This window comes from Aeromonas sp. ASNIH7 (assembly GCF_002903485.1).
Classification (GTDB): Bacteria; Pseudomonadota; Gammaproteobacteria; order Enterobacterales; family Aeromonadaceae; genus Aeromonas; species Aeromonas caviae.
On the sequence record NZ_CP026226.1, the window covers coordinates 2,235,664 to 2,260,472 of the forward strand.

At 61.8% G+C, this 24,809-nt stretch carries 26 protein-coding genes; 13 read left to right on the plus strand and 13 right to left on the minus strand.

The window, feature by feature from the left end; translation table 11 throughout:
- The first annotated feature begins 45 nt into the window (after window positions 1-45).
- A complete protein-coding gene (locus C2U47_RS22870; protein ID WP_154670451.1) occupies window positions 46-216 on the plus strand; it encodes a hypothetical protein in 171 nt (56 codons plus the stop codon).
- Between the two features lie 166 nt (window positions 217-382).
- Here C2U47_RS22870 and glpG read toward each other — a convergent pair whose 3' ends face one another.
- Together glpG and glpE are read right to left on the minus strand one after the other, a co-directional pair.
- Window positions 383-1,216 carry a rhomboid family intramembrane serine protease GlpG gene (glpG, locus tag C2U47_RS10520; RefSeq protein WP_049636383.1) on the minus strand — a complete coding sequence of 278 codons (834 nt, stop codon included), beginning with the start codon at window positions 1,214-1,216 and terminating at the stop codon, window positions 383-385.
- 29 nt (window positions 1,217-1,245) lie between these two features.
- Window positions 1,246-1,569: a thiosulfate sulfurtransferase GlpE gene (glpE, locus tag C2U47_RS10525; RefSeq protein ID WP_005307320.1), complete on the minus strand. Its 324-nt coding sequence runs from the start codon at window positions 1,567-1,569 to the stop codon at window positions 1,246-1,248.
- A 163-nt stretch (window positions 1,570-1,732) separates the two neighbouring features.
- Between glpE and C2U47_RS10530 the strand changes: the two genes are divergently transcribed.
- Complete coding sequence (locus C2U47_RS10530; protein WP_010672378.1) at window positions 1,733-2,326, plus strand: LysE family translocator; 594 nt, start codon at window positions 1,733-1,735, stop codon at window positions 2,324-2,326.
- Here C2U47_RS10530 and C2U47_RS10535 read toward each other — a convergent pair.
- The 6 genes from C2U47_RS10535 to C2U47_RS10560 form a co-directional block, all read right to left on the minus strand.
- Complete coding sequence (locus C2U47_RS10535) at window positions 2,305-3,150, minus strand: helix-turn-helix transcriptional regulator (protein WP_049636364.1); 846 nt, start codon at window positions 3,148-3,150, stop codon at window positions 2,305-2,307. The two genes, C2U47_RS10530 and C2U47_RS10535, sit on opposite strands and share 22 nt — an antisense overlap.
- Before the next feature lie 82 nt (window positions 3,151-3,232).
- The gene (locus C2U47_RS10540; RefSeq protein WP_010672380.1) at window positions 3,233-3,934 is read right to left on the minus strand and encodes an ABC transporter ATP-binding protein; all 702 of its coding nucleotides are present in this window, start codon (window positions 3,932-3,934) and stop codon (window positions 3,233-3,235) included.
- Window positions 3,935-3,944: 10 nt separating this feature from the next.
- Window positions 3,945-4,718 carry a high-affinity branched-chain amino acid ABC transporter ATP-binding protein LivG gene (livG, locus tag C2U47_RS10545; protein ID WP_010672381.1) on the minus strand — a complete coding sequence of 258 codons (774 nt, stop codon included), beginning with the start codon at window positions 4,716-4,718 and terminating at the stop codon, window positions 3,945-3,947.
- Complete coding sequence (locus C2U47_RS10550; protein ID WP_039041002.1) at window positions 4,715-5,983, minus strand: high-affinity branched-chain amino acid ABC transporter permease LivM; 1,269 nt, start codon at window positions 5,981-5,983, stop codon at window positions 4,715-4,717. The genes livG and C2U47_RS10550 overlap by 4 nt, the downstream gene beginning before the upstream one ends.
- Window positions 5,984-6,065: 82 nt before the next feature.
- Window positions 6,066-6,992, minus strand: a complete 927-nt coding sequence (gene livH / locus C2U47_RS10555; RefSeq protein ID WP_010672383.1) for a high-affinity branched-chain amino acid ABC transporter permease LivH — start codon at window positions 6,990-6,992, stop codon at window positions 6,066-6,068.
- A 66-nt stretch (window positions 6,993-7,058) separates the two neighbouring features.
- A complete protein-coding gene (locus C2U47_RS10560) occupies window positions 7,059-8,180 on the minus strand; it encodes a branched-chain amino acid ABC transporter substrate-binding protein (RefSeq protein ID WP_039041003.1) in 1,122 nt (373 codons plus the stop codon).
- 435 nt (window positions 8,181-8,615) lie between these two features.
- On the opposite strand from C2U47_RS10560, the gene C2U47_RS10565 reads away from it, so the two are divergent.
- Window positions 8,616-9,620 carry a substrate-binding domain-containing protein gene (locus C2U47_RS10565; RefSeq protein WP_010672385.1) on the plus strand — a complete coding sequence of 335 codons (1,005 nt, stop codon included), beginning with the start codon at window positions 8,616-8,618 and terminating at the stop codon, window positions 9,618-9,620.
- An 82-nt stretch (window positions 9,621-9,702) separates the two neighbouring features.
- Here C2U47_RS10565 and norR read toward each other — a convergent pair whose 3' ends face one another.
- On the minus strand, window positions 9,703-11,229 hold the full coding sequence (gene norR, locus C2U47_RS10570) for a nitric oxide reductase transcriptional regulator NorR (protein ID WP_049636365.1): 1,527 nt from the start codon (window positions 11,227-11,229) through the stop codon (window positions 9,703-9,705).
- Between the two features lie 169 nt (window positions 11,230-11,398).
- On the opposite strand from norR, the gene norV reads away from it, so the two are divergent.
- The 8 genes from norV to C2U47_RS10610 all read left to right on the plus strand — a co-directional run bounded on the left by norV (window position 11,399) and on the right by C2U47_RS10610 (window position 20,412).
- Entirely contained in the window at window positions 11,399-12,883 is a 1,485-nt protein-coding gene (gene norV, locus C2U47_RS10575) for an anaerobic nitric oxide reductase flavorubredoxin (protein WP_049636366.1), read from the plus strand.
- A complete protein-coding gene (gene norW / locus C2U47_RS10580; protein WP_049636367.1) occupies window positions 12,880-14,046 on the plus strand; it encodes an NADH:flavorubredoxin reductase NorW in 1,167 nt (388 codons plus the stop codon). The genes norV and norW overlap by 4 nt, the downstream gene beginning before the upstream one ends.
- A 51-nt stretch (window positions 14,047-14,097) precedes the next feature.
- A complete protein-coding gene (locus C2U47_RS10585) occupies window positions 14,098-14,439 on the plus strand; it encodes a DUF1971 domain-containing protein (protein ID WP_049636368.1) in 342 nt (113 codons plus the stop codon).
- A 120-nt stretch (window positions 14,440-14,559) separates the two neighbouring features.
- On the plus strand, window positions 14,560-15,777 hold the full coding sequence (locus C2U47_RS10590; protein ID WP_102948970.1) for a 4Fe-4S binding protein: 1,218 nt from the start codon (window positions 14,560-14,562) through the stop codon (window positions 15,775-15,777).
- Window positions 15,778-15,966: 189 nt separating this feature from the next.
- Window positions 15,967-16,038 (plus strand): tryptophanase leader peptide, encoded by a 72-nt coding sequence (tnaC, locus tag C2U47_RS23755; RefSeq protein ID WP_223302601.1) that lies wholly within the window; start codon window positions 15,967-15,969, stop codon window positions 16,036-16,038.
- Window positions 16,039-16,241: 203 nt separating this feature from the next.
- Window positions 16,242-17,708 carry a tryptophanase gene (gene tnaA, locus C2U47_RS10600; protein ID WP_049636370.1) on the plus strand — a complete coding sequence of 489 codons (1,467 nt, stop codon included), beginning with the start codon at window positions 16,242-16,244 and terminating at the stop codon, window positions 17,706-17,708.
- A 70-nt stretch (window positions 17,709-17,778) separates the two neighbouring features.
- Window positions 17,779-18,993 carry an aromatic amino acid transporter gene (locus C2U47_RS10605; protein ID WP_045522579.1) on the plus strand — a complete coding sequence of 405 codons (1,215 nt, stop codon included), beginning with the start codon at window positions 17,779-17,781 and terminating at the stop codon, window positions 18,991-18,993.
- 198 nt (window positions 18,994-19,191) lie between these two features.
- Window positions 19,192-20,412, plus strand: coding sequence for an aromatic amino acid transporter (locus tag C2U47_RS10610; protein WP_049636371.1), 1,221 nt, complete (start codon window positions 19,192-19,194; stop codon window positions 20,410-20,412).
- Between the two features lie 93 nt (window positions 20,413-20,505).
- On the opposite strand, the gene C2U47_RS10615 is transcribed toward C2U47_RS10610, so the two are convergent.
- Window positions 20,506-20,910, minus strand: a complete 405-nt coding sequence (locus tag C2U47_RS10615; RefSeq protein ID WP_010672394.1) for a hypothetical protein — start codon at window positions 20,908-20,910, stop codon at window positions 20,506-20,508.
- Window positions 20,911-21,014: 104 nt separating this feature from the next.
- Between C2U47_RS10615 and C2U47_RS10620 the strand changes: the two genes are divergently transcribed.
- On the plus strand, window positions 21,015-21,191 hold the full coding sequence (locus tag C2U47_RS10620; protein WP_154670450.1) for a hypothetical protein: 177 nt from the start codon (window positions 21,015-21,017) through the stop codon (window positions 21,189-21,191).
- Between the two features lie 57 nt (window positions 21,192-21,248).
- Here C2U47_RS10620 and C2U47_RS10625 read toward each other — a convergent pair whose 3' ends face one another.
- The 3 genes from C2U47_RS10625 to C2U47_RS22875 form a co-directional block, all read right to left on the minus strand.
- Window positions 21,249-22,022 (minus strand): hypothetical protein, encoded by a 774-nt coding sequence (locus C2U47_RS10625; RefSeq protein ID WP_049636373.1) that lies wholly within the window; start codon window positions 22,020-22,022, stop codon window positions 21,249-21,251.
- 165 nt (window positions 22,023-22,187) lie between these two features.
- A complete protein-coding gene (locus C2U47_RS10630; protein ID WP_049636374.1) occupies window positions 22,188-22,952 on the minus strand; it encodes an EAL domain-containing protein in 765 nt (254 codons plus the stop codon).
- A 355-nt stretch (window positions 22,953-23,307) separates the two neighbouring features.
- Window positions 23,308-23,874 carry a hypothetical protein gene (locus C2U47_RS22875; RefSeq protein WP_125117532.1) on the minus strand — a complete coding sequence of 189 codons (567 nt, stop codon included), beginning with the start codon at window positions 23,872-23,874 and terminating at the stop codon, window positions 23,308-23,310.
- Window positions 23,875-24,212: 338 nt separating this feature from the next.
- On the opposite strand from C2U47_RS22875, the gene C2U47_RS22880 reads away from it, so the two are divergent.
- Window positions 24,213-24,677, plus strand: a complete 465-nt coding sequence (locus C2U47_RS22880) for a hypothetical protein (RefSeq protein ID WP_125117531.1) — start codon at window positions 24,213-24,215, stop codon at window positions 24,675-24,677.
- The last annotated feature ends 132 nt before the right edge of the window (window positions 24,678-24,809 follow it).

Consider the following 24,809-nt stretch of genomic DNA (forward strand, 5'->3'; position numbering starts at 1 on the left):
CCTTGGGGCGGCGTTTTTTTATGGCAAATCGGCTCAGGCTGGCCTGTGGCGCCTGTCCAGCCAGCCTTGGGCAAGACCGATCAGCAGGCCCGCCAGGTGAGCCATGTTGGTGGTCGCTTTGGTTGCCGAGCCGTTGCCGGCAACCAGGCCTCACCCCGGCCTGTGGTGTCTGTCCAGCCAGCCCTGGGCAAGGCCGACCAGCAGGCCCGCCGGTGAGCTATGTTGGTGGTCGCTATGGTTGCCGAGCCGTTGCCGGAACCAGGCGTCACCCCGGCCTGTGGTGTCTGTCCAGCCAGCCTTGGGCAAGGCCGACCAGCAGGCCCGCCAGGTGAGCTATGTTGGTGGTCGCTTTGGTTGCCGAGCAGTTGCCGGCAACCAGGCCTCACCCCGGCCTGTGGTGCCTGTCCAGCCAGCCTTGGGCAAGACCGACCAGCAGGCCGACCAAATGGGCCATGTTGGCGGTGGGGGTGCCGAGCATGTCCAGGAAGCCGAGCACCAGCCAGACCAGCATGAAGCCCATCAGGGCTGGCGGCATGGCGAGGCCGCAATCCGGTTGCAGCCTGGTTCGCAGCCAGCTGTAGCCGAGCAGGGCATAGACCACCCCGGAGAGGCCGCCAAAGCGCGGGCCGCTGGCAAAGAACTCGGCGATATTGGGCAGGGCAGCCCCGACGATGAGCAGGATGAACAGCTTGCCGCTGCCAAGGCGCTGCTCGATCTGACCACCGAGATACCACCACCACAACAGGTTGAACACCAGGTGCAGCACCGAGAAGTGGATGAAGGCCGGAGTGACGTAGCGCCAGGCCTGCCAGTCGGTGAACTGGGCCAGGGTGGGGTGGAAGGCGAGCTCGTCGAAGATGGGCAGGCCGATGGCATCCAGAGCGTAGATGGCCAGGCAGGCGATGATGACCACCAGGGTCAGAGGGCCCGCCTGGTGGAGGAAGTCGGTGACCGGATCCGTCATCCCCTTGCTGTAGTCGATCCGGGCATCGGCATGGCCGGATTGCCAGGAGGCCTCCATGTAGCGGGGATGATTGGGTTCGCTCAGGAAGCGTTTGACCTCCTGCTGGGCCTGGGCGAGGCGCCGTTCGTCCGCCAGCCAGACCGAGACGCCGAGCTCGGACTGGGTCAGCTCGCACGGAATGCCCAGGGTAGCGAGATAATCCACCAGCGCCTGGGCCATGCGGGCGTCGCCCAGCACCAGCAGTTGGATCATGCCGGTCGAGGAGGAGCGACCCGCCTCTGTCATGCGTCCCCCGCCTGGATGGGGAACTCCCTGCGCCAGGCCTCGAAACCGCCATCCAGGCTATAGACCTCGTCATAGCCCTGTTGCAGCAGGTACTGGGCCGCCCCCTGGCTGCTGTTGCCGTGATAGCACATCACGATGACGGGGGTATCGAAGTCCACCTCGTTCATAAAGCGAACCAGGGTGCCGTTGGTGAGGTGGAAGGCGCCGACCGCGTGGGCCGTCTCGAAGGATTGGGGATCGCGAATGTCCACGAGACGGGCTTCGCCTGCGCTCAGCTTCTGGTGGGCATCATGGGCGCTGATATGGGCAAACTGGTCCATTGAGATGTCCTGAAAATGGAGGGTTGAAGGGCAGTTTACCGCAAGCGGCGGTTTGCGCTAAGTGTGCAATGGGGGCGGCATCCAGGGGATCGCAATTTTCTTCAATATCGGGCCGCCCGGGCCGGGTAGGCTCGGGCTTCCCTCAATTGAACGAGCATCATCCATGGAATTCAGTCTGCTGTTATCCATGGCCGGGTTTGCCCTGGCCATGTCCATCTCCCCGGGGCCGGTCAATCTGGTCGCCCTTGGCACCGGCGCCCGGTACGGTTTCACGGCCAGCCTGCGCCACGTGGTGGGGGCCACCCTCGGCTTCATCCTGCTGCTCCTGCTGATGGGGCTGGGTCTTGGCGGCGCCCTGTCCCGCTGGCCTGTGGCGCTGGGGGCCATTCACTGGGGCGGCGTGCTCTTTCTCGGCTGGATGGCCTGGCAGTTGCTGGTGGACAGCGGCGAGGTGGAGGAAGTGGAGGGCGTACCCCCCGCTTTCTGGTACGGGGCCTTGATGCAGTGGCTCAATCCCAAGGCCTGGCTCGCCGCCAGCATGGGGATGGGAGCCTATGGGATCGCGGGCGGCATGAGCCAGATCGCCCTCTTTACCGGCATCTATCTGGTGATCTGCCTCGGCTCCATCGCCTGCTGGGCCTATGCGGGCAGCCGATTGCAGGGGTGGCTGGTCTCTCCCCGCCGGTTGCGCTGGTTCAATCGGGCCATGGCGCTCTTGCTGCTGCTCAGCGCCGCCTATCTGGTGCGCTCGTCCTGAGGGGCGAGCTGCGCTCTGTACTGGCCCGGGGTGGCGGCCACCCGGCGTTTGAACTGGCGCTGGAAGTGGGCCTGATCGGCAAAACCGCTGGCAAGGGCCACTTCCGCCAGGGGCTGCCCCTGGCGCAGCAGGGTGCGGGCGTGGCGAATGCGCTGATCGAGCAGGTAGGCGTGGGGCGTCATGCCGTAGTGGCGGCTGAAGGTACGCACGAAGTAGGAAGGGGTAAGCCCGGCCACCGCACTCAGCTGTGCCAGGGTGAGGGCGCAGGCACTCTCGTCCTGCATCAGCTCGGCGGCTTGCTGCAGGTGCCGGGGAGGGCGGTCATCCCACTTGGCCGGGGTGAGCCTGGCCAGAAGCTGGCGGCTGAAGAGGTGGCAGGCCACTTCGCGAGCCAGGGGATCCGGCTCCGCCACCAGTTGCCGATGAAGCCGGCAGAGCCCCTGGTAGAGCAGGGGATCCCGGCTTGCGGTCATGTCGAAGGGGCGAAACGCGTTGCCGAGCCCGGCCTCCTCCTGCTGGCGCTGCAACCAGAGGTTGTCGATGTAGAACATCAGATAGGACCAGGGCTGGTCAGCGACGGGATTGCAGGCGTGCACCTCTTCCGGGTTCATCAGCACCAGGCTGCCGCGGCCGACCTCTTGCAGGCTGCGCTGGTTGAGGTAGTGGCTGTGGCCGCCGGTGATGGCACCGATGGAGAAGTGGGGGTGGCTGTGCTTGTCATAGCAGACGCGCCGGCCATCCTGCACCGCCCGCGCCTCGATGAAGGGCAGGGCGGGATCGTGCCAGAAGTGGTGCTGATCCTGCGTCGCCCGCGCACGGCTCACAATGTGCTCCTCGGCGGGGGGCTGTTCCCCTGCCGGGCTCGGGGAGCGCGGCAGGGGAAGGGTGACGATGGTTGCTGCATCCTCAGCCGCCGAGATAGGCCTGGCGGACGGCGGGGTTGGCCAGCAGGGCCTCTCCCGTGTCTTGCAGCACCACCCGGCCGTTCTCCAGCACATAGCCGCGATCCGCCAGCTTGAGCGCCTGGTTCGCGTTCTGCTCCACCAGGAAGATGGTCATCCCCTTCTGGCGCAGTTGCTCTATGGTGTCGAAGATCTGCTGGATGACGATGGGCGCGAGTCCCAGGGAGGGTTCATCCAGCAGCAGCAGGCGCGGCTTGCTCATCAGGGCGCGGCCGATGGCCAGCATCTGCTGCTCGCCGCCGGACATGGTGCCTGCCCGCTGCTCCAGCCGCTCGTGCAGGCGGGGGAACAAGGTAAATATCTGATCCAGCAGGCCGCGCTGCTCCGCCTTGTCGACGAAGAAGGCCCCCATCAGCAGGTTCTCCTCCACCGTGAGGCGGGCGAAGATGCGGCGCCCCTCCGGCACCACGGCGATGTCCTTGCGCATGATGCGGGCGGTGGTGAGAGAGTCTATCTGCTCCCCCTCGAACCAGATGGAACCGCTGCTGGGCTTGGGCTCGCCACACAGGGTCATCAGCAGAGTGGTCTTGCCGGCGCCGTTGGCGCCGATCAGGGTGACGATTTCCCCCTCTTTCACCTCGACGCTGACGTCGTGCAGCGCCTGAATTTTGCCGTAGTGGGTCGATACGTTGCGAAGTTCTAACATCTTTTTGTCCTTACGACTCGCCCAGATAGGCCTTGATCACCGCCGGATTGCTGCGGATTTCGTCCGGTTTGCCGTGGGCCAGCGGGGTGCCCTGGTTGACCACGAAGATGCGGTTGGAGATCTCCATCACCAGCTTCATATCGTGCTCGATCAGCAGCACCGAGACCCCGAACTCGTCTCGCAGGTTGGAGATGAGCTCGTTGAGCTCGTCGGTCTCCTTGGGATTGAGACCTGCGGCCGGTTCATCGAGCATCAGCAGTTCGGGCCGGGTCGCCATGCAGCGGGCGATCTCGAGGCGGCGCTGCTGGCCGTAAGCCAGGTTGCCCGCGGCGCGGTTGGCGAGATCCTTGAGGCCCACCTTCTCCAGCCAGAAGGCGGACTGCTCCAGCCCCTCTTTCTCGGCGCGGCGGAAGGAGGGGGTCTTGAACAGGCCGGCGATGAAGCCGGTATTGAGATGCCTGTGCTGGGCCACCAGCAGGTTTTCCACCGCCGTCATCTCCTTGAACAGGCGCACGTGCTGGAAAGTCCGCACTATGCCCTTGCGGGCGATGAGGTGGCCGGGCAACCCCTGGATCTCCTCACCCTTGTAGCGAATGACACCGCCACTCGGGCGATAGAAGCCGGTCAGGCAGTTGAAGATGGTGGTCTTGCCCGCCCCGTTGGGGCCGATGATGGAGATCACCTCCCCCTTTTCCACATCCAGCTTGACGCCGTTGACTGCGAGCAGGCCGCCAAAGCGCATCGACAGATCTGAGACATCCAACAATGGTTGATTGTTGCTCATTTACGCAGCTCCATATGGGGTCGACTCATGGGCAGCAGTCCCTGCGGCCGCCAGATCATCATGAATACCATCAAGAGACCGAACATCAGCATGCGATATTCGTTGAACTCGCGGGCGAGCTCCGGCAGCACCGTCATCACGATGGCCGCCAGCACGACCCCGATCTGGGATCCCATGCCTCCCAGCACCACAATCGCAAGGACGATGGCCGACTCGATGAAGACGAAGGATTCCGGGCTGATGAAGCCCTGGCGCGAGGCGAAGAAGCTGCCGGCAAAACCCGCGAAGCAGGCGCCTATGGTGAAGGCGGTCAGCTTGATGATGGTGGGGTTGAGCCCCAGGGACTTGCAAGCGATCTCGTCTTCCCGCAGCGCCTCCCAGGCACGGCCGAGCGGCATGCGCAGCAGGCGGTTGATGACGAACAGGGTCGCCACTACCAGCACCAGGGCCATCAGGTAGAGGAAGATCACCTTGTGGTTGGCGTTGTAGGCGATGCCGAAGAAGTCGTGGAAGGTGCCAAAGCCCCCATCCTTGACGGTGCGGTTGAACTCGAGCCCCCCCAGGGTCGGTTTCGGAATGCCGGAGATCCCGTTCGGACCGCCGGTCAGGGTGGTCATGTTGTTGAGCAGGATGCGGATGATCTCGCCAAAGCCCAGGGTGACGATGGCCAGGTAGTCCCCCCGCAGCCGCAGCACCGGGAACCCGAGCAGGAAGCCGAAGGTGGCCGCCAGCAGACCGGCGATGGGCAGACACTCCCAGAAGCTCAGACCGAAGTAGGTGTTGAGCAGGGCGTAGCTGTAGGCGCCGACCGCATAGAAGCCGACGTAGCCGAGGTCGAGCAGACCGGCGAGGCCCACCACCACGTTCAGTCCCAGCCCCAGCATGATGTAAATCAGGGTGAGGGTGGCCAGATCGATGGCGCCGCGAGAGGCCATGAAGGGCCAGCTCACCGCAAACAGCAGCACCAGCACGGCGGTGAGGTTATAGAGCTTGGGGGCCTCTTCGGGGCTTGGCAGCACCAGCTTGGTGAAGCCGACGGAGAAGCCGCTGATGGAGGCCTGGAACAGCCGGCTTATCTGGCCGCGCAGCATCTGGAACCAGAAGACGATGGTGGCGCCCCCCAGCAGCCAGGCCAGCGATACATCGAGGCGGCTCACCACCAGCAGGCGGGAGCCATCGGTCTCCAGCTTGAAGCCGAGCAGCCAGAAGGAGAGCACCAGCAGCACCAGGCTGGCGATGCAGGCATGGATAAATTGACGTTTCATCAGACTTTCTCCACTTCCGGACGGCCGAGAATGCCAGTGATGGTCATGAACAGCAGCACGAGGGCATGCATAGATTGGTTTTTCATACCTTCTCGACCTCCGGACGACCCAGGATGCCGGTGGGCATGAAGAGCAACACGAAGATGAGCAGGGCGAACGCCATCACATCCTTGTACTCGGTGCTGAGATAGCCCGCGGTGAGCGCTTCCACCACGCCGAGCAGCAGGCCGCCCAGCACGGCGCCGGGAATGCTGCCGATGCCGCCCAATACCGCGGCGGTGAAGGCCTTCAAGCCCGCCATGAAGCCGAGATAGGGGTTGATGACACCGTAGTACATGCCGAGCAGCACCCCCGCGACGGCGGCCAGGGCGGCCCCCAGCACGAAGGTGATGGAGATGACCACGTGGGTGTCTATCCCTAACAGGTTGGCCATCTTGATGTCTTCGGAACAGGCTCGGCAGGCACGCCCCATGCGGGAGCGGCCGATGAACTGGGTCAACGCCAGCATGGTGACGAAGGTCACCACGAAGATGATGAGCTGCATGTAGGAGAGGCTGGCCTGGAAGCCATCCTCGCCGCCGAGGGTCCAGCCCCCGGAGATCAGAGTGGGCATGGCGATGTCACGCGAGCCCTGGGCCATCCGCATCATGTTCTGCAGGAAGATCGACATGCCGATGGCTGAGATGAGGGGGATCAGGCGGTTGCCGCCCCGCAGTGGACGATAGGCCACCCGTTCTATGGACCAGCCATAGCTGCCGGTGATGATGATGCTGACCAGGAAGGCGCCCCCCAGCAGCAGCACGGTGCTGTCGATGCCCATCATCATGAGCCCGGCCATCACCATGAAGGCGACATAGGAGCCGATCATGTAGACCTCGCCGTGGGCGAAGTTGATCATGCCGATGATGCCGTAGACCATGGTGTAGCCGATGGCGATCAACGCATAGGTGCTGCCTATGGTCAATCCGTTCAGCAACTGCTGAACCAGATAAAGAAGGTGTTCGGACATACCGCGTTCCCTGTGTACTTGCCCGCAAAGAAAGGAGGGGTGACTCACGTCACCCCGACCGGCAGATTATTTGAGTTGAGTGGAGGTACCGTCGGCGTGCCACTGGAAGACACCGAATTCGAAGCCTTTCAGGTCACCGTTCGGTGCCCAGGTCAGGGGGCCCATCACGGTGTCGATCGGTGCGGCCTTGATGGCGGCAGCGACGGCAGCCGGATCATCCTCGCCCGCCTTGGCGATACCGGCCGCCAGGGCCTGCATGGCGGCGTAGGTGGTCCACACGAACGGACCGGAGGAGTCCTGACCCTTGGCCTTGAACGCTTCTACGATGGGGGCGTTGGCCGGCACCAAGTCATATTTGTTTGGCAGGGTCACCAGCAGGCCTTCGGAAGCCGGGCCGCCGATGGCGGAGATGTCCTTGTTGCCCACGCCTTCCGGACCCATGAACTTGGCCTTCAGACCCTTCTCGCCAGCCTGGCGCAGGATCAGACCCAGCTCGGGGTGGTAGCCGCCGTAGTAGACGAAGTCGACGTTCTCTTTCTGCAGCTTGGCGATCAGGGCGGAGAAGTCCTTGTCGCCTGCGGTGATGCCCTCATAGGCAACGACCTTGACGCCGGCCTTGTCCAGCGCGGCTTTCACGCTGGAGGCGATGCCTTCACCGTACTGTTTCTTGTCGTGGATGACGGCCACGCGCTGGGGTTTGACCTGCTCGATGATGTACTTGGCAGCGGTCGGGCCCTGGTCGCTGTCCAGACCGATGGTACGCAGGGTCAGCTGGTAACCGCGCTCGGTGATCTTGGGGTTGGTGGAGGCGGGGGTGACCATCAGGACCCCTTCATCTTCATAGATGTCGGAGGCGGGCAGGGTGTTGTCGGAGCAGAGGTGGCCGACCACGAACTTGACGCCGTCGTTGATCACCTTGTTGGCGATGGCCACGGCCTGCTTGGGATCGCAGGCATCGTCATAGATGACGGCTTCGATCTGCTTGCCCTTGATGCCGCCCGCCTTGTTGATCTGCTCGACCGCCATCTTGCCGCCGGTGAACTGCATGTCACCGTACTGGGCGACCGGGCCGGTCAGGGGGCCGGCGATGCCGATCTTGATGGTGTCGGCCGCATTGGCCATGGAAACTGATCCAAACAGAGCCAAAGAAACCGCTGCTCTGACTGCCATTTTGCTGAAGTTATGCATTGATTCGTCCCTTAATCAGTGAATTGTTTCATTTTATGCACGTCATTCCGAGCCTGTGTCCCGCCAGCCCGGCGATAGATAAGGTTCTATCATTCCTCGCCGGGCAATAACAAGATGTTAAAGATACTAACCGGAGCAGGCGCGAGAGGGGTTTTGTGAAACTAACACGCAGTTTATTGCTGTTTATTGGAGTTTAATGTCGCCGCGATGGTGCAACATACAGATAACAAATTGTCATGGTGACAATTTCCAGAGTAAAAAACTGACGATATTTCATTCTGCGTCCGCTCTCATTTTGACCAAAATCCGTTTGCGCAAAAAGAAATGACCGCATAGATTAGCCAGCATTGATAATTCACTGGCAGCGCCCGTTAAAACCAAGCCTTTATTCGGGAAATCTGCTACTGTTCCGCCTTTGTTATTCAGGAGACAGAGATGGCAACTATCAAGGATGTCGCCTCGCGCGCAGGCGTATCCATCTCCACCGTCTCACATGTACTCAATCACACCCGTCGGGTCAGCGAAGACGCAACCCAGAAAGTGCTTGAGGCGGTGGCAGAGCTGAACTACGCGCCCAACTCGGTGGCGCGCAGTCTCAAGATCAATTCGACCAAGACCATTGGCATGCTGGTGACCACCAGTGCCAACCCCTTCTTCGCGGAAGTGGTACAGGGGGTGGAAGCCTACTGCTTCGAGCAGGGTTACAGCCTGATCCTGTGCAACACCGAGAACCAGCCGCCACGCCAGCAGCACTATCTGCGCATGCTGATGGAGAAGCGGGTCGACGGTCTGCTGGTGCTGGGGACCGATATCGACACCCAGTTCAGGGACATGCTGCGTATCCACAAAAACGTGCCGCAAGTGGTGCTGGACTGGGGCAACGAGTGCGATTTCGCCAACGTGATCAACGACAACGCCCGCATCGGCGCGCGTCTGGCGGTGCGTCATCTGCTGGAGCAGGGCCACACCAACATCGTCTGCATCACCGGCCATCTCGCCAAGCCGACTACCCAGCAACGGCTGGACGGGGTGCGCGATGCCTTGGCTGAACAGGGGATGACCCTGAAAGAAGAGCAGATCTTCGAAGGGGACTACGAGAGCCAGAGCGGCTTCGATGCCATGCAGCGCATCCTGGCCCTCACCCCTCGCCCGACCGCGGTCTTTGCCTTCGACGATCCCATGGCCATCGGTGCCATCTGCGCCGCCTGGGAGGCCGGGGTCAAGGTGCCGGACGATATCTCCATGATCGGCTATGACGACGTGGAGATGGCGCGCTTCTCCAGCCCGCCGCTCACCACCATCCGCCACCCCAAGGCCGAGCTCGGTCTGCTGGCGGTGCAGCAACTGGTGAGCCGGATCCGCAACAAGGAGCTGGAAGTGGAGTCCATGACGGTGCAGCCCGAGCTCATTGTCCGCCGCTCGGTCAAGTCCCTGCGCTGACGGCGCCACGGGTGCCATGAACAAGAAACCCCCTCGCCAGCGAGGGGGTTTCTGTTTTTGGGCCCCTCTCGTATCTGGGGCGTCAGGCCTTGAGGCCGAGCCGCCTGGCGAGGCGGTGCAGGTTGCCGCCGTCCAGATCCAGCGCCCGGGCGGTGGCGGCCCAGTTGCCGTCATGGGCCGTCAGGGTCTGCTCGATGAGCTGGCGCTGGAACAGATCGGTGGCGGCGCGCAGGCCCAGGCCGGCAATGGCCGGAGAGGCGGGCTGGCTGACGGTGTCGGCGGGAAGGGATGAGCCCGTCGGTCCCAGGTTGAAGTGGTGGGGTTTCAGGGTCGGCGAGGGGCTGCCCTGTTCGGCCCTGGCCAGCACGGCGGCGCGGTGGATGGCGTGCTCCAGCTCCCGCACGTTGCCGGGCCAGTCGTGGCGCTCGAGCAGTTGCAGCGCCTGTGGCTGGATACGCAGCTGCTCCAGCCCCAGGCCGAGCCGGCAGCGCTCGCAAAAGTAACCGGCCAGCAGGGGAATGTCGCCCGGACGTTCCCGCAGTGCCGGGGCGTGGATCGGGAAGACGCTCAGCCGGTGGTAGAGGTCGGCCCGAAACTGCCCCTCGACCACCGCCTGTTTCAGATCCCGGTTGGTGGCCGCCAGGATGCGCACATTCACCTTGAGCGGGGTGTCGTCACCGATCCGCTGCAGATCGCCGTATTGCAGCACCCGCAGCAGCTTGGCCTGCAGCGCCAGGGAGAGCTCCCCTATCTCGTCGAGAAACAGAGTGCCCTTGTCCGCGAGCTCGAACTTGCCCGCCCGATTGTGGATGGCGCCGGTGAAGGCCCCCTTCACGTGGCCGAACAGCTCGCTCTCGGCCACGGATTCGGGCAGGGCGGCGCAGTTGAGGTAGACCAGGGGGGCATGGGCGCGGGGCGAGCCGCCATGCACCGCCTTGGCGATCAGCTCCTTGCCGACCCCGGTCTCCCCCAAAATCAGCACATTCAGCTCGGAGCTTGCCACCACGTCTATCTCGTGGCGCAACCGGGCCATGGCGGGGGAGCGGCCAATCATCTCGGGCTGGCCCGGCCCATTCTGGGTGGAGGGAGCGAGGGGTTCGCTGCTCTGGCGGGCGAGCCGCTCCAGCAGCAGGGCGTTGTCGAGGGCGGCGGCGGCCAGAGCCCCCACCAGCCGCAGCTCCTCGTCGCTGATGCCGTCGAACTGGGTCGGGTTCATGCCGTCTATGGTCAGGGCGCCGATCAGCGCCTGATCCGAGAAGAGCGGCAGGCCGACGCAGGCGTGTACCTTGAAGTCGTCGTGATCCGGCAGCAGGCCGTCATAGGGGTCGGGCAGGGCGCTGTCGGCAGGGAAGCGCACCACATCCCCGGCGCGGGCGATGGCCTCGAGGCGCGGGTGATCCTTGACGGCGAAGCGGCGCCCCAGCACGTCCTGCATCAGGCCGTCGATGGCCAGCGGGATGAACTGGCCCCCCTCGTAGCGCAGCAGGGCCGAGGCATCCGAGTTCAGCAGGCTGCGCACGCTCTGGATCAGGCGGTGGAAGCGGTCCTGATGGGAGATGCCGAGTTGCAGGTCGAGGGCGATGCGCGCCAGGCTGTCGGTCGAGATCACGATAATTGTCCAAATGACAGTATGTTTGTGATTTTGACTATAAAGGTGTGGTGTCTTAATGACAACGAGTGATATGCGAAGCCATTAAAAACAATGGTTTACAATTTGGCACGTCCGCTGCAATAGCTGGTTCAGTCGAACATACACTATTGCATTCGAGGAACTCCTGATGAGCATTCACGTCAAGAACAACATCCACTGGGTCGGCCAACGGGACTGGGAGGTACGCGACTTCCACGGCACCGAGTACAAGACCCACAAGGGCACCAGCTACAACAGCTACCTCATCCGCGAAGGGAAAAACGTGCTGATCGACACCGTCGATCACAAGTTCAGCCGGGAGTTCGTGCAGAACCTGGCGGCCGAGATCGATCTCGCCGCCATCGACTACGTGGTGATCAACCACGCCGAGGAGGATCACGCCGGCGCCCTGACCGAGCTGATGACCCGCATTCCCGGCACCCCCATCTACTGCACCCACAACGCCATCGACTCCATCACCGGCCATCATCACCACCCGGAGTGGAACTTCCACCCGGTCAAGACCGGTGACAGCCTGGACATCGGCAACGGCAAGCAGCTGGTGTTCATCGAGACCCCCATGCTGCACTGGCCCGACAGCATGATGACCTACATGACCGAGGACGCGGTGCTCTTCTCCAACGACGCCTTCGGCCAGCACTACTGCGACGAACACCTGTTCAACGACGAGGTGGATCAGAGCGAGCTGATGGAGCAGTGCCAGCGCTACTACGCCAACATCCTCACCCCCTTCAGCCCCCTGGTGACCGCCAAGATCAAGGAGGTGCTGGGCTTCAACCTGCCAGTGAGCATGGTGGCCACCTCCCACGGCATCGTCTGGCGCGAGGACCCCACCCAGATCATCCTGAAATACCTGGAGTGGGCCGACCACTATCAGGAAGACCGCATCACCTTGTTCTACGACTCCATGTCCAACAACACCCGCATGATGGCCGACGCCATCGCCCAGGGCATCCACGAGGTGGACCCGGGCGTGGCGGTGAAGATCTACAACGTGGCCCGCCACGACAAGAACGAGATCCTGACCCAGGTGTTCCGCTCCAAGGGGATACTGGTGGGCTCCTCCACCATGAACAACGTCATGATGCCCAAGGTGGCGGGCATGCTCGAGGAGATCACCGGTCTGCGTTTTCGCAACAAGCGTGCCTCGGCCTTCGGCAGCTACGGCTGGACCGGCGGTGCGGTGGACCGGATCCAGACCCGATTGATGGACGCAGGCTTTGACATCAGCATCTCCCTCAAGGCCAAGTGGCGCCCGGATGGTTCGGCGCTGGCCGAATGCCGCGAGCATGGCCGCCAGCTCGCCCGTCAGTGGGCGTTGCACCCGCTGGACGCACCCCGCCCGATCACCACAACCCAGGTAACCGTGACGCCCGTCCCCGCGATGCCTGCTGTTGAGCCGCAAGCCGCAGCGGCCGCCGCCGAATGGGACGATGACCAGGCCATGCTCTGCACCGTCTGCCAGTGGGTCTATGACCCGGCCCAGGGCGAGCCGGATCAGCTGGTGGCGCCGGGCACCCCCTGGGCCCAGGTGCCGGACAGTTTCCTTTGCCCCGGCTGCGGCATCGGCAAGGAGGTATTCGAACCCTGCTCCGTGGAGGCCTGTGTATGAGCGCGGCAATTCAAACTGACGCTGGCATCAGCCGGGAGATAGTGGTGATCGGCAGCGGCTTCGCTGCCCAGCAGCTGGTCAAGAGCCTGCGCAAGCTGGATGCCGAGCAGCCCATCCGCCTCATCACCGCCGACAGCGGTGACGAGTACAACAAGCCCGACTTGAGCCACGTGGTGAGTCGGGGCTGCCCTGCCGCGGCTATGACCCGCCAGAGCGGCAGCGATTTTGCCGAGCAGCAGCGCATCGCGCTGCTGCCCCACTGCCCGGTGCATGGCATCGACCCTGCCCGGCGGTTGGTGCTGACCGAACGAGGGGAATTCCCCTACGGCCAGCTGGTGCTGGCCACCGGGGCGAGCGCGGCGCGCCCCGATCTGCCGGGCAGCGAATCCCTGGTCACCCTCAACAGCCAGCAGGAGTTCGCCGCCATCGAGGCGCAACTGCGCCAGGCCCGCCGCATCCTGGTGCTGGGGGCGGGGCTCATCGGCTGCGAGCTGGCGATGGACATGGCGAGCGCAGGAAAAGAGGTGACGCTGGTGGATCTGGCCGACAGCCCCTTAAGCGCCCTGCTGCCCGCCACTCTGACCCAGCCGCTGCAACAGGCGCTGCGCAGCCAGGGGGTCAGCCTGCAGTTCGGGACAGGTCTCGCCAGGATAGATGCCCAGCCGGGGGATGGCTGGCGCGTCACCCTGAGTGACGGGCGCGTCAGCGAGCAGGATCTGGTGATCGCCGCGATCGGCCTGCGGCCGAATCTGGCCCTGGCCCGGGGGGCCGGGCTGGCAGTGGAGCGCGGCATCCTGGTCGATGATCGGCTGCAGACCAGCGATCCCCACATCTTCGCCCTGGGGGATTGCGTGCAGTGGCAAGGTCAGTTGCTCCCCTTCCTGCAACCCATCGTGCTGGGGGCCAATGCGCTGGCGCGCACCCTGCTCGGCACACCGACCCCGCTGACCCTGCCGCCCATGCTGGTGAAGGTGAAGACGCCGCGCTACCCGCTGCAACTGGCCGGTCGCACCCGGGGCGAGGATCTCGCCTGGCAGTGCCGCTGGAACAGCCACGGCATGGTGGCCGAGGCCCGCGACCAAGCAGGCGATCTGTGCGGCTTCGTGGTGGGTGGAGATCAGATGAGCGCCGCCTTCCCGCTGCTGCGTCAGCTGCCCCGTTAACCCCTTTCATTGCACCGGCCGGGTCGACCCGGCCACTCGAGGAGAACCGATATGGCCATGCAACTGATCCCGTCTCACTGGGTGGTGCGCCGCTCCACTCCCTTCTTTACCCGCGAGAATGTGCCCCAGGCCCTGCTCACCCATCACAACACCGCGGCCGGGGTGTTCGGCCAGCTCTGCGTGATGGAGGGCACCGTCACCTATCACGGCTTTGCCGATGAGCAGGCCGAAGAGCCTGAGGTGAGCCTGGTGATCCGGGCCGGGGAGTTTGCCACCAGCCCGCCTCGATACTGGCACAGGGTCGAGTTGTCGGAGGATGCCCGCTTCAACATCCACTTCTGGGCCGAGCAGGCCGAATCCGACCAGCCGCTGTTCCACAGCCGCAAGGCATAAGGCTCAATCGCGGGCAGGGGCACTGGCCCGAATCTCCCCCTGTGCCTATGCAGATCAAAATAATCAACTCAGATGTTGGTTATCCTTGCCGCCAGATCGGGTGTACGCAGTGGAGGATGCATGAGCGTGATTGAGGCGATGACCATGGTGGCCGGACTGGTCTATCTGGTCCTGTTGGTGTTGAAAACGGGGCCGGGCTGGTCATCTCGACTCTCCCTCGGAGTGCTGGTCATTGCCTGGCTGGCGGCGGCAGATGTCAGCCTCTGGCTTGGCCTGGGGCTGGTGGTCGGCAGTCTCAGCCTGCTTCATCGCATCCAGCCCTTCCCCGCACTGGACGAGCTGGGCAGTCAGCCGCTGCGGGAGTGGGCGCGTCATCTGCTGCTGCTCTGCTGGTTGCTGGTGTCGGTGCAATATGGGGTCTATATCTGGCTGCTGGCACGGGGGACGGTTCCCTGGCTGGTGCGCCCCGACGTGGTGGACGGTTTCCTGCCCATCGCCGGTGGTCTCGGGCTGCGGGCCTGGCTCGGGCAGGGGCTGACGGACCCCCATCACCCGGCGGCCACCGTCACCGTGCTGGTGCTCTCCCTGTCGGCCCTGCTGCTGGGTCGGGCGTTCTGCGCCTGGTTCTGCCCGCTCGGGCTGGTGGGGGAGTGGCTGCACGGCCTGCGCTCGCGCCTGTTGCCGGGGGAGTGGACCCCGCCGCGCTGGCTCGATGCCGTGTTGCGCGGCCAGAAGTTTCTGGTGCTCGGTTTTCTGCTCTTCATCATATTGCTGGCGGTACCCGCCGCCGCCCTGTCCGGCTACCTCGCCAGCCCCTACCATCAGGCAGCGGACATGAAGATGGGGGCCTTCTTCTTCAACCTGACCCTGATCTCGGGCCTGTGCCTTGGCTGGGTGCTGCTGCTCACCGCCACCTTTCGGCAAGGGTTCTGTCGCTATCTCTGCCCCTATGGCGCCTGGTTCGCCCTGCTCGGCCTGCTGACCCCATTGCGCATTCGCCGCGACCCGGCCCGCTGCCTGCGAAGCCTGGGCCACGACTGCGACAAGTGCAGCCGGGCCTGCCCCTCGCGCATCCAGGTACACCAGCTTATCGCGGTGCGCAGTCTCGAGTGCACCAGTTGCCAGAGCTGCGTGGCCGCCTGCCCCAAGCGGGCCGATGCCCTGCATCTTGGCACGCAAGGGCAGCGACTCGCCCCCCGCCAACTGCTGGGGCTGCTCTGTCTGTTGCTGCTGGTGTTGCCGCTGCTCTCCTATGGCTTGCTGGATCTCTGGGTCAGCCAGACACCGATCCCTGACCGCTACGAGCTGTTGCAGCGGCTGCCCTGGCTGAGCCACTGAGGGGGGAAAGGGCAAAAGGTGGATGATGGGAGGATCTTTCGGATTGGCGATAATAAGCTGTATAAAAATCCCCCGCCAAATTGTTAGCGCCATCCCACTTTGCTCATATTGCAATTGATCATATAGCGCTCCCCACCATAATGGGTGCTGTTATTTGGCGTTGTTAATTTCAATTGGATGAGCAACAACATGAATATCAAGGTCAGCTATCCCAAGTGGTTTACCCTGGACCATAAGATCGCGTTCTTCTTCCCGCTGTAATTCCCCGCGGCGGCGCAGCATGCCTGCCATGCCACAAGCCCGCCTCCATTCCTGAACTGAAATAGCTGCACCTGTCTTCGCCTGTTTATTCTGGCGAGGCGATGTCGTGCATCCATTTCCCAATATTTCCCACCTGCCGGACATTCTATTTTCGGCGGGGGAAGAGACTCATTTTGAATATTTAAATCTGGGGTGTTTATATTATGGAAAACTTCAAGCATCTGCCCGAACCCTTCCGTATTCGTGTCATCGAGCCGGTCAAGCGCACCACCCGTGCCTATCGGGAAGAGGCCATTGTCCGGGCGGGCATGAACCCCTTCCTGCTGGACAGCGAAGACGTCTTCATCGACCTGCTGACCGACAGCGGCACCGGCGCCATCACTCAGGACATGCAGGCCGCCATGCTGCGCGGTGACGAGGCCTACAGCGGCAGCCGCAGCTACTATGCCCTGCAACAGGCGGTGCAGGAGATCTTCGGCTACTCCCTGACCATCCCCACTCACCAGGGGCGCGGCGCCGAGCAGATTTACATCCCCGTGCTCATCAAGAAGCGGGAGCAGGAGAAGGGGCTGGATCGCAAGAAGATGGTGGCCCTCTCCAACTACTTCTTCGACACCACCCAGGGCCACACCCAGATCAACTGCTGCGTGGCGAAGAACGTCTACACCAGGGAGGCGTTCGATACCTCGGTCACCGCCGACTTCAAAGGCAACTTCGATCTGGTGAAGCTGGAAGAGGCCATCCTGGAGGCGGGCCCCGCCAACGTGCCCTACATCGTCAGCACCATCACCTGCAACTCCGCCGGGGGGCAGCCGGTCTCCATTGCCAACCTGAAGGCGGTGTACGAGATCGCCAGAAAGTACGACATCCCCGTCATCATGGACTCCGCCCGCTTCGCCGAGAACGCCTACTTCATCCAGCAGCGGGAGCCCGGCTACGCGAACTGGACCATCGAGGAGATCACCAGAGAGTCCTACAAGTACGCGGACGGCCTCGCCATGTCGGCGAAGAAGGATGCCATGGTGCAGATGGGGGGGCTGCTGTGCTTCAAGGATGACAGCATGCTGGACGTCTACACCGAGTGCCGCACCCTGTGCGTGGTGCAGGAGGGCTTCCCGACCTATGGCGGCCTGGAAGGGGGCGCCATGGAGCGCCTGGCGGTGGGCCTGCGGGACGGCATGCGCCAGGACTGGCTGGCCTATCGCATCGGCCAGGTGCAGTACCTGGTGGACGGGCTGGAGGCCATCGGCGTGGTGTGCCAGCAGGCAGGGGGCCATGCGGCCTTCGTGGATGCGGGCAAGCTGCTGCCCCACATCCCGGCGGATCAGTTCCCGGCCCACGCCCTGGCCTGCGAGCTCTACAAGGTCGCCGGCATCCGGGCGGTGGAGATAGGTTCCCTGCTGCTGGGGCGCGACCCCGCCACCGGCAAGCAGCACCCCTGCCCGGCGGAGCTGCTGCGCCTGACCATCCCCCGTGCCACCTATACCCAGACCCACATGGACTTTGTCATCGAGGCCTTCGGCGAGGTGAAGAAGAACGCCCACCGGGTGAAGGGGCTGGACTTCATTTACGAGCCGGCCGTGCTGCGCCACTTCACCGCCAGACTGAAAGAGGTCGAGCATAACGACTCGTCAGCCGGCAAGACGCAGAAAAAATTGATAGAAGCATAACGAGTCAGGGGCACAGATTTTTCTGTGCCCTTTTTTTTCACTGCTCTGTGAAAGATTTGGAGTGACACACATGACATCAACACCGTCCGTCATTGGAGGGGCCTGCATCATTGCCAGCGTCTGTGTCGGTGCCGGCATGCTGGGGCTGCCGAGCGCGGGAGCCGGGGCCTGGACCAGCTGGTCAACCCTCGCCATCATTCTTACCATGGTCGTCATGACGGTTTCAGGCTGGATGCTGCTGGAAGCCCTGAAACCCTACGCATTGACTGCCTCCTTCAACTCGGTGACCAAGGATCTGCTCGGTCGCAGGATCAATCTCTTCAACAACCTCACCGTCTATTTCGTGGGCGGCATTTTGCTCTATGCCTACATCACCTCGTCGGGTCTCATCCTGGGCGGCCTGCTGGGCATCAATAGCCAGCTGGCCTCGGTGTTGTTCGTGCTGGTGTTCTCCTGGTTCGTCTGGCATTCGACCCGGGCGGTGGACAGGATTTCGGTCGTCCTGATCGTTTTTATGGTGCTGAGCTTCGTGTTCGGGGTCTCCGGGCTTGCCAGCAAGGTCGACACCGCCAAGCTGTTCAACTCCTTTGCCGAGGAGCTGGGCCGCGCCCCTTACGCCCTGGCCATGTTGCCGGTGGCGCTCACCTCGTTTGGCTACCACCACTCGGTGGCATCGATGCGCGCCTATTACGGCGAGGAGCAGAAAGCCAGGCAGGCGATCCTGGGGGGGACCCTGATCGCCCTGGCGCTCTATCTGCTGTGGCTGCTCAGCATCTTCGGCAACCTGCCTCGTCCCGCCTTCGGCCCCGTCATCGCCAAGGGGGGTGACGTGGATGTGCTGCTGGGGGCGCTGGCCTCGGTGATCGAGTCCAGGCAGGTCTCCCAGGCCATCAACCTCTTCTCCATGGCGGCCATCCTCTCCTCCTTCATCGGGGTGGGGCTCGGGGTGTTCGACTATCTGGCGGATCTGTTCCGGTTCGACAACAGTCGCCGGGGGCGGGCCAAATCCTGGGCGGTGACCTTCCTGCCCCCCCTGGCGCTCTCCCTGATGTTCCCGTTCGGCTTCGTGGTGGCCATCGGCTATGCCGGGGCCGCGGCGACCGTCTGGGCCTGCATCATCCCGGCCCTGCTGGCGAAGAAGTCCCGGGAGCTGGCCCCGGACGAGGCGGGGTTCAAGGCCCCCGGTGGCCAGCCCATGGTGGTGGCCGTCATCGTCTTCGGGGTGCTTACCGCCATCTTCCACCTGATGGCCATGGCGGGTCTGCTGCCCGTCTACACCGGCTGATCCTGGTGTGCTGAACCTGGCCCCATCCCGAACATATTCCACGGATGGGGCGCAGGATCCGGCCCGTTTCCCCCCATTTCCCCTCCGGATTTGATACCCGAAGGCATGCAGGGTAAAGTCCCCCGGCGCCAGCAGTGGCGAACGCAGGAGAAGCACGGCGGTGTGCCGTGACCAGTCGACAATCCGTTTGGGGGAGTAATGGAACAGAAACCATCGTTGGTGGGCGGGGCATGCATCATTGCCGGCGTCTGTGTGGGGGCCGGCATGCTGGGGCTGCCGAGTGCGGGGGCGGGCGCCTGGACCCTCTGGTCCATGCTCGCGGTGGCACTGACCATGGTGGTGATGACGGTCTCCGGCTGGATGCTGCTGGAGTCCTATCGGGGCTATCCCCTGCGCGTCTCCTTCGATACCGTGACCCGGGATCTGCTGGGGGAGAAGGTCAACGCCCTCAACAATCTCAGCGTTTATTTCGTCGGCGGCATCCTGCTCTATGCCTACATCACCTCGGCCGGTCTCATCATCAACGGCATGACGGGGATGGGCAGCCAGTGGGCGTCCGTGCTCTTTACCCTGGCCTTCTCCCTGCTGGTGTGGCACTCCACCCGGGCGGTGGACCGCATCTCGGTGTTGCTGGTGATCCTGATGGGGCTGAGCTTTGCCTTCGGCATCTCGGGCCTGTCGATGAACGTGCGCCTCGATCTGCTGCTCGACCGGGTGGGCAGCGAAGTGAGCTACGCCCCCTATGCCCTGGTGATGCTGCCGGTGGCGCTCACCTCGTTCGGCTACCACCATTCGGTCTCCTCCATGCGCGCCTACTACGGTGAAGAGCGCCGTGCCAGCCGCGCCATTCTGGGGGGCACCCTGATCGCGCTCGCGTTTTACCTCATCTGGCTGGTGAGCGTCTTTGGCAACCTGCCCCGCAGCGAGTTCGGCCCGGTGATCGCAGAGGGGGGCAACGTGGATGCCCTGCTCAAGGCTCTCGGTTCGGTGATCGAGTCCAAGGCGGTGGCCAGCGCCCTCAACGCCTTCTCCATGGCGGCCATCCTCTCCTCCTTCATCGGGGTGGGGCTCGGGGTGTTCGACTACCTGGCGGATCTGTTCAAGTTCGACAACAGCCGGGGTGGCCGCGCCAAGTCCTGGGCGGTGACCTTCCTGCCGCCCCTGGTGCTCTCCTTGCTGTTCCCGTTCGGCTTCCTGGTGGCCATCGGCTATGCGGGCGCCGTGGCGACCCTGTGGACCTGCATCATCCCGCCCCTGCTGGCCTGGAAGGTGCGGGCGGCCCGGCGCGAAGAAGGTGGCGAGGGTTTCCGCGCCCCCGGCGGCCTCTTCATGATCGTCCTGGTGATCCTGTTCGGCGTGCTGACCGCCGCCTTCCACCTGCTCAACATGGTGGACCTGCTGCCCGCCTACAAGGGCTGAGCCGTTACCCGGGTCGCAGTGCCAGCACACAATGACAAAGAAGGAGCCTCATGGGCTCCTTCTTGCTTGTCACACAGGCAATATTGGCGTCGGTTACTGAATGCCGACCGACAGGGAGTGGGGGACCTTGGCGCCTTTACGGGCGGTGGCGCGCATCTGGTAGACCTGGATCAGGTACTTGCCCGACTTGGGCAGGGTGCCTTGCCATTTTGTGTCCACGTTGCCGCCGCCCAGTGCCTCGGCCTGACCCGGGATGGCGCCCGGCGCGAAGACGTTGAAGTTGGCATTGGTGCTGCCGGTGATGGCGACCGTCATGGTCTGGCCTTCTTTGGCGCCCAGGGTGTAGTTGATGGTGTCATAACCGGAGAAGGTGCCGTCAACCTTGGCGCTGTGCGCGCCTTTGGCGAAGTGCACCGGCACCGTGGTCACCTTGTCTGCCGCCTGAACCGAGGCCGCCATCATCATGGCCAGCAAGGCGGCCGTTACTGCTTTTTTCATTATCTATTGCTCCTGTGATCGGGCCCTGGCACGGGCCTCGAGGGGAAGATATGCCGGAACGATGACGCGACTCCATCGAAATGATGGGGCGGTCGGAGTGGGGGATGTTGCAAGATTTGGGGTATGCACAGACGGACATGGTGCCTTTTGGCCGCAAGCCAGATGAACACAAGGTCGATGGGGTTTTATATGGCGAGTTCCCTGATACAGGGGGCGTTTTTGTCAACGTGGTGTTGACGAACAGGGTGCCCGCTGCGGCCATGACTCTGCGACAGAATTGATCGCCCCGGGTCTCCTGCATGGTCAGGGCGCGGGAGGGCTTGCGGAAAAAGAGGACGTCATGGCTGGCTGGTGCCCTCAGCCGCCATGGCCTGCTGCTCATAGCGCGCTACCGTGCCGTCCTGCTTCATTTGCCGGATCACGCCGGCAAGGGGGGCCAGCAGATCCTGATGCCGTTCGTGCAGATAGACGTAAGAATCGGCCAGCTCCATCACCCCGGCGGAGTAGATGCCGGCATAGCCCGGGTCCTGGCGCGTCAGGGCGGCCAGGGTCTGGCTGGCAATCAGGGTCTGCTCCACATAGAGGTCACTGCGCCCCTTGAGCAGCTTGCCCATCCCCTGCTCGGCGGTGGCGATGGCAAAGAGCCGGTCCGGTGCCACCACCTTGCCCAGCATCATCTCCGGCAGCTTGGCGCCACGGCGAAACTCGACCCGATAACCGGTGCCCTGCAGGCTGTGCCACCCCTGCAGCTGGATCCCGGGCTGGTGGGCATAGGCCTGATAGGAGACGGCGAAATGGGGCTCGGGCACGCGCTGGAGGGTGCGGGTCTGCTGCTGGTAGCTGGCGGCGCGGTGGATCTCGCCATCGACCTGTCCCTGCTCTGCCAGCAGGGGGGCCCGTCCCCCGGGGTAGCCCTGGTACTGGAATGCATAGCCCAGGCGGGCGAACGCATCCCGATAGATGAGATCGAGCCAGCGACCATAGGGGGACTCCCTGGTTTCAAGGGAGCTCACCAGTGTGATGTTGCCCCTGCCTTGCGCCCCCCATACCTGGAAGGCCAGCAGCAAGAGCAGTGAAAGAGCGAAGAAGCGGTATCCTGAAACCTGCGCCATGGTGTCCCTGTCAGAGCGGTGGTTGCAAAGGGTGACAGTCCTATCCTAGCCCAGGGGGTTGCCCGGTCCAGCGCTTTCTGCCGCCCGCCCGTGGATACCCTCCGGGCCGCCTCCCGTCCCGCCTTGCCCGAATGAACGCCAACCAAGGGAGATAGCCAGCGTCGCTCACAGGCTGGCGAAATCCACTTCGGGCAGGGTTTCGAAGCCGGGGCGGGCAAACAGATAGCCCTGCATCAGGCTGACGCCCATCTCCCGCAGGCAGGCCATCTCGTCGCGGGTCTCGACCCCTTCCGCCAGCGGGGTGATCTGCAACTCCGTGAACAGCGCCAGACAGTGGCGAACGATGGCCTGACGGATCGGGTCCTGATCGATGCCGCGCAGCAGGTGCATATCGAGTTTGATGATGTCGGGGCGAAAATCGGCCAGCAGGCTCAGGCCCGAGTAACCGGCGCCAAAGTCGTCGATCGCCGTCTTGAAGCCAAGGGCCTGATAGTGATCCACGATGCCGCGAATATGGCGGTTGTCCTGCACCTGCTCCACCTCGGTGAACTCGAACATGATCTGTTCGATGGGAAAGAGATGCTCGCGCGCCGCCTGCAATGTGGTGCGGATGCAGCGCTCCGGGCGATAGACCGCATTGGGCAGGAAGTTGATGCTCAGCATGCCCCGCATATCGAGGCGGGCGGCCAGCGCGATGGCCTTGATCCGGCACAGCTGATCGAAGCGGTAGCGGTTGTCGTCGTTGACCCGATCAATCACGCTCTGCGCTGGCTCGTTGTTGAGCCCCCGCACCAGCGCCTCGTAGCCGAAGAGGGTGCGCTGGCTGCAATCGACGATGGGCTGGAAGGCCATGGTGAAATCGAAGTCGAGATCCACCTGCTCATGACACTGCTGGCAGAGGGGGGAGGACGGGGCGGCAGGTATGTCCATGACGTTCCTTTCAAGGCGTGGGGTCGCGAGAGATTGCCTCAAAGGATAACAGCTCATATCTCGCCGGCAGAGGTTATTCATTGGAGCTGGCGGGTATCGGGTAGAGGATTGTGTGGCAAAGTCGGGGCCATGATGGATTCGACAATGACCGATCAATACCAAGCAGCATACCCCGTAGGCCTCCGTCGCCCCGTAGGTTCGATTAGCGCAGCGTCATCGGACGAACGAGAGGTGTTGATAGTGGTTGTTGCCGTGCAACAGGAGCGGTCAGCCGGAGGGAGAAATGCGGCTGGTCGTTATGGCTGGATAATTAATTTATGCAAACATCCAATTACGTCTACCGGCTAATAAATAATTACGGATTAACAGGATCCAGATTTTGGAAGAAGTTGAATAGCCTTTCAATTGAATCAAGAATTTGGGTCTCCTGATTAACTTTATCTTCCCATGACTCACCAAAACTTGCGTAAAGGTGAATGTTATTTCTTTTTACTAGGAGACGGTCTAAATCTGCCACTACACCAGAAATTTCATTTGAGAAAACACCATGGTTTTTCCACGAGTGAACAACTTTGCCGAAGGTTCTATGTTTGGGGTCTTTTTTCATTAAAGACCTGATTTTTCTATTCTCAGCATGCGATCTCATTGCGCATTCAATAATTGATGAACCAACCGAAATACAACTGGAAATGGCTCCTGCTCGTGCAGACAATACTAGTTTAGATGGGGTGAACCAAGTTTCTCTTTGGGCTAATGGGTGTGACCAACTTTGAACTCTTCCAACGATCATATCATTTAGAAAATCATAGTATTGATGTGCTTCTGCAACGGCATTTATTGCATCTTGGTTAGGAAGTTTTTGCCAGATTTCTCTTAACTCCCCCAAACTGTAAAATTCATATTCATCACTTGATAAAGTCAAAATATCTTGCCATGAAAATAACCCTCGCTAGTTAATTTTTAATTTCACTTAAGCAGCATGTATTTTTAGTCGCTAGAAAAACATTTTACTGCTGGCTTTGTAAAAAGGAAGGCTAATATAGCTTTAATGTGTTCTTGATCAAGAATTTACTTTTTCATGATTACGACAACGCAAACGTCATATTACGCTCGGCTACTAATTTAACCTACGAGTTAGTGTGGGTCAGTTCAATGTTTTTTAATCATATAATTGATCTTTTTGTCTTTCCGTGTTTAATAGCAATAGATGATACCTCATCTGCAGCTATTAGAGTTAACCATTTTAGAAGGAGCTATGTAATGGTTCGGTTTTCAGTGCTTTTAATGACCGCAAGTTTGATTATTTCCCCTGCATATGCAGTTCCTAATATATGGAAAGGCGAATTTGGACAGGGCTTTTTAGCGCTTAACATTAATAATGAATCAGGGGATGAGTTCACCATTATGTGTGATCTTGGTTATACAGAAACAGGTGAAAAAACATCGGCTAGCTTTAGACTAGGAAATGGAAATGATTTATCTCCATCATCTAACAATAAAGTGGAAATTGTTGTTGATGGGAATTCATACCTTATCCCAGAAGGCGTTGGGTTCAGAAGTGGAGACATTGCATGGGAGCAATTTATCCATGTCATTAACACTGCAAGTAACTTCGATATATATGTAAATGACAAAATGATGGCCAGTTTTAATCCAACGCCACAAAGTACGAAGAAAGAACTTGCTGATCTCAGTCAATGTACTTATCGACCAATAGATAGCTAGTATTATAAAGTTTGATTGATATTATTAACTTCATATGGGGTAGATGGAGTTAAAATGTTTTTTTGTTCATCTCCGTTTGTTTTATAAAAACGGCGCCTTTCGGCGCCGTTTTTTGATCTAGCCAACAAACCT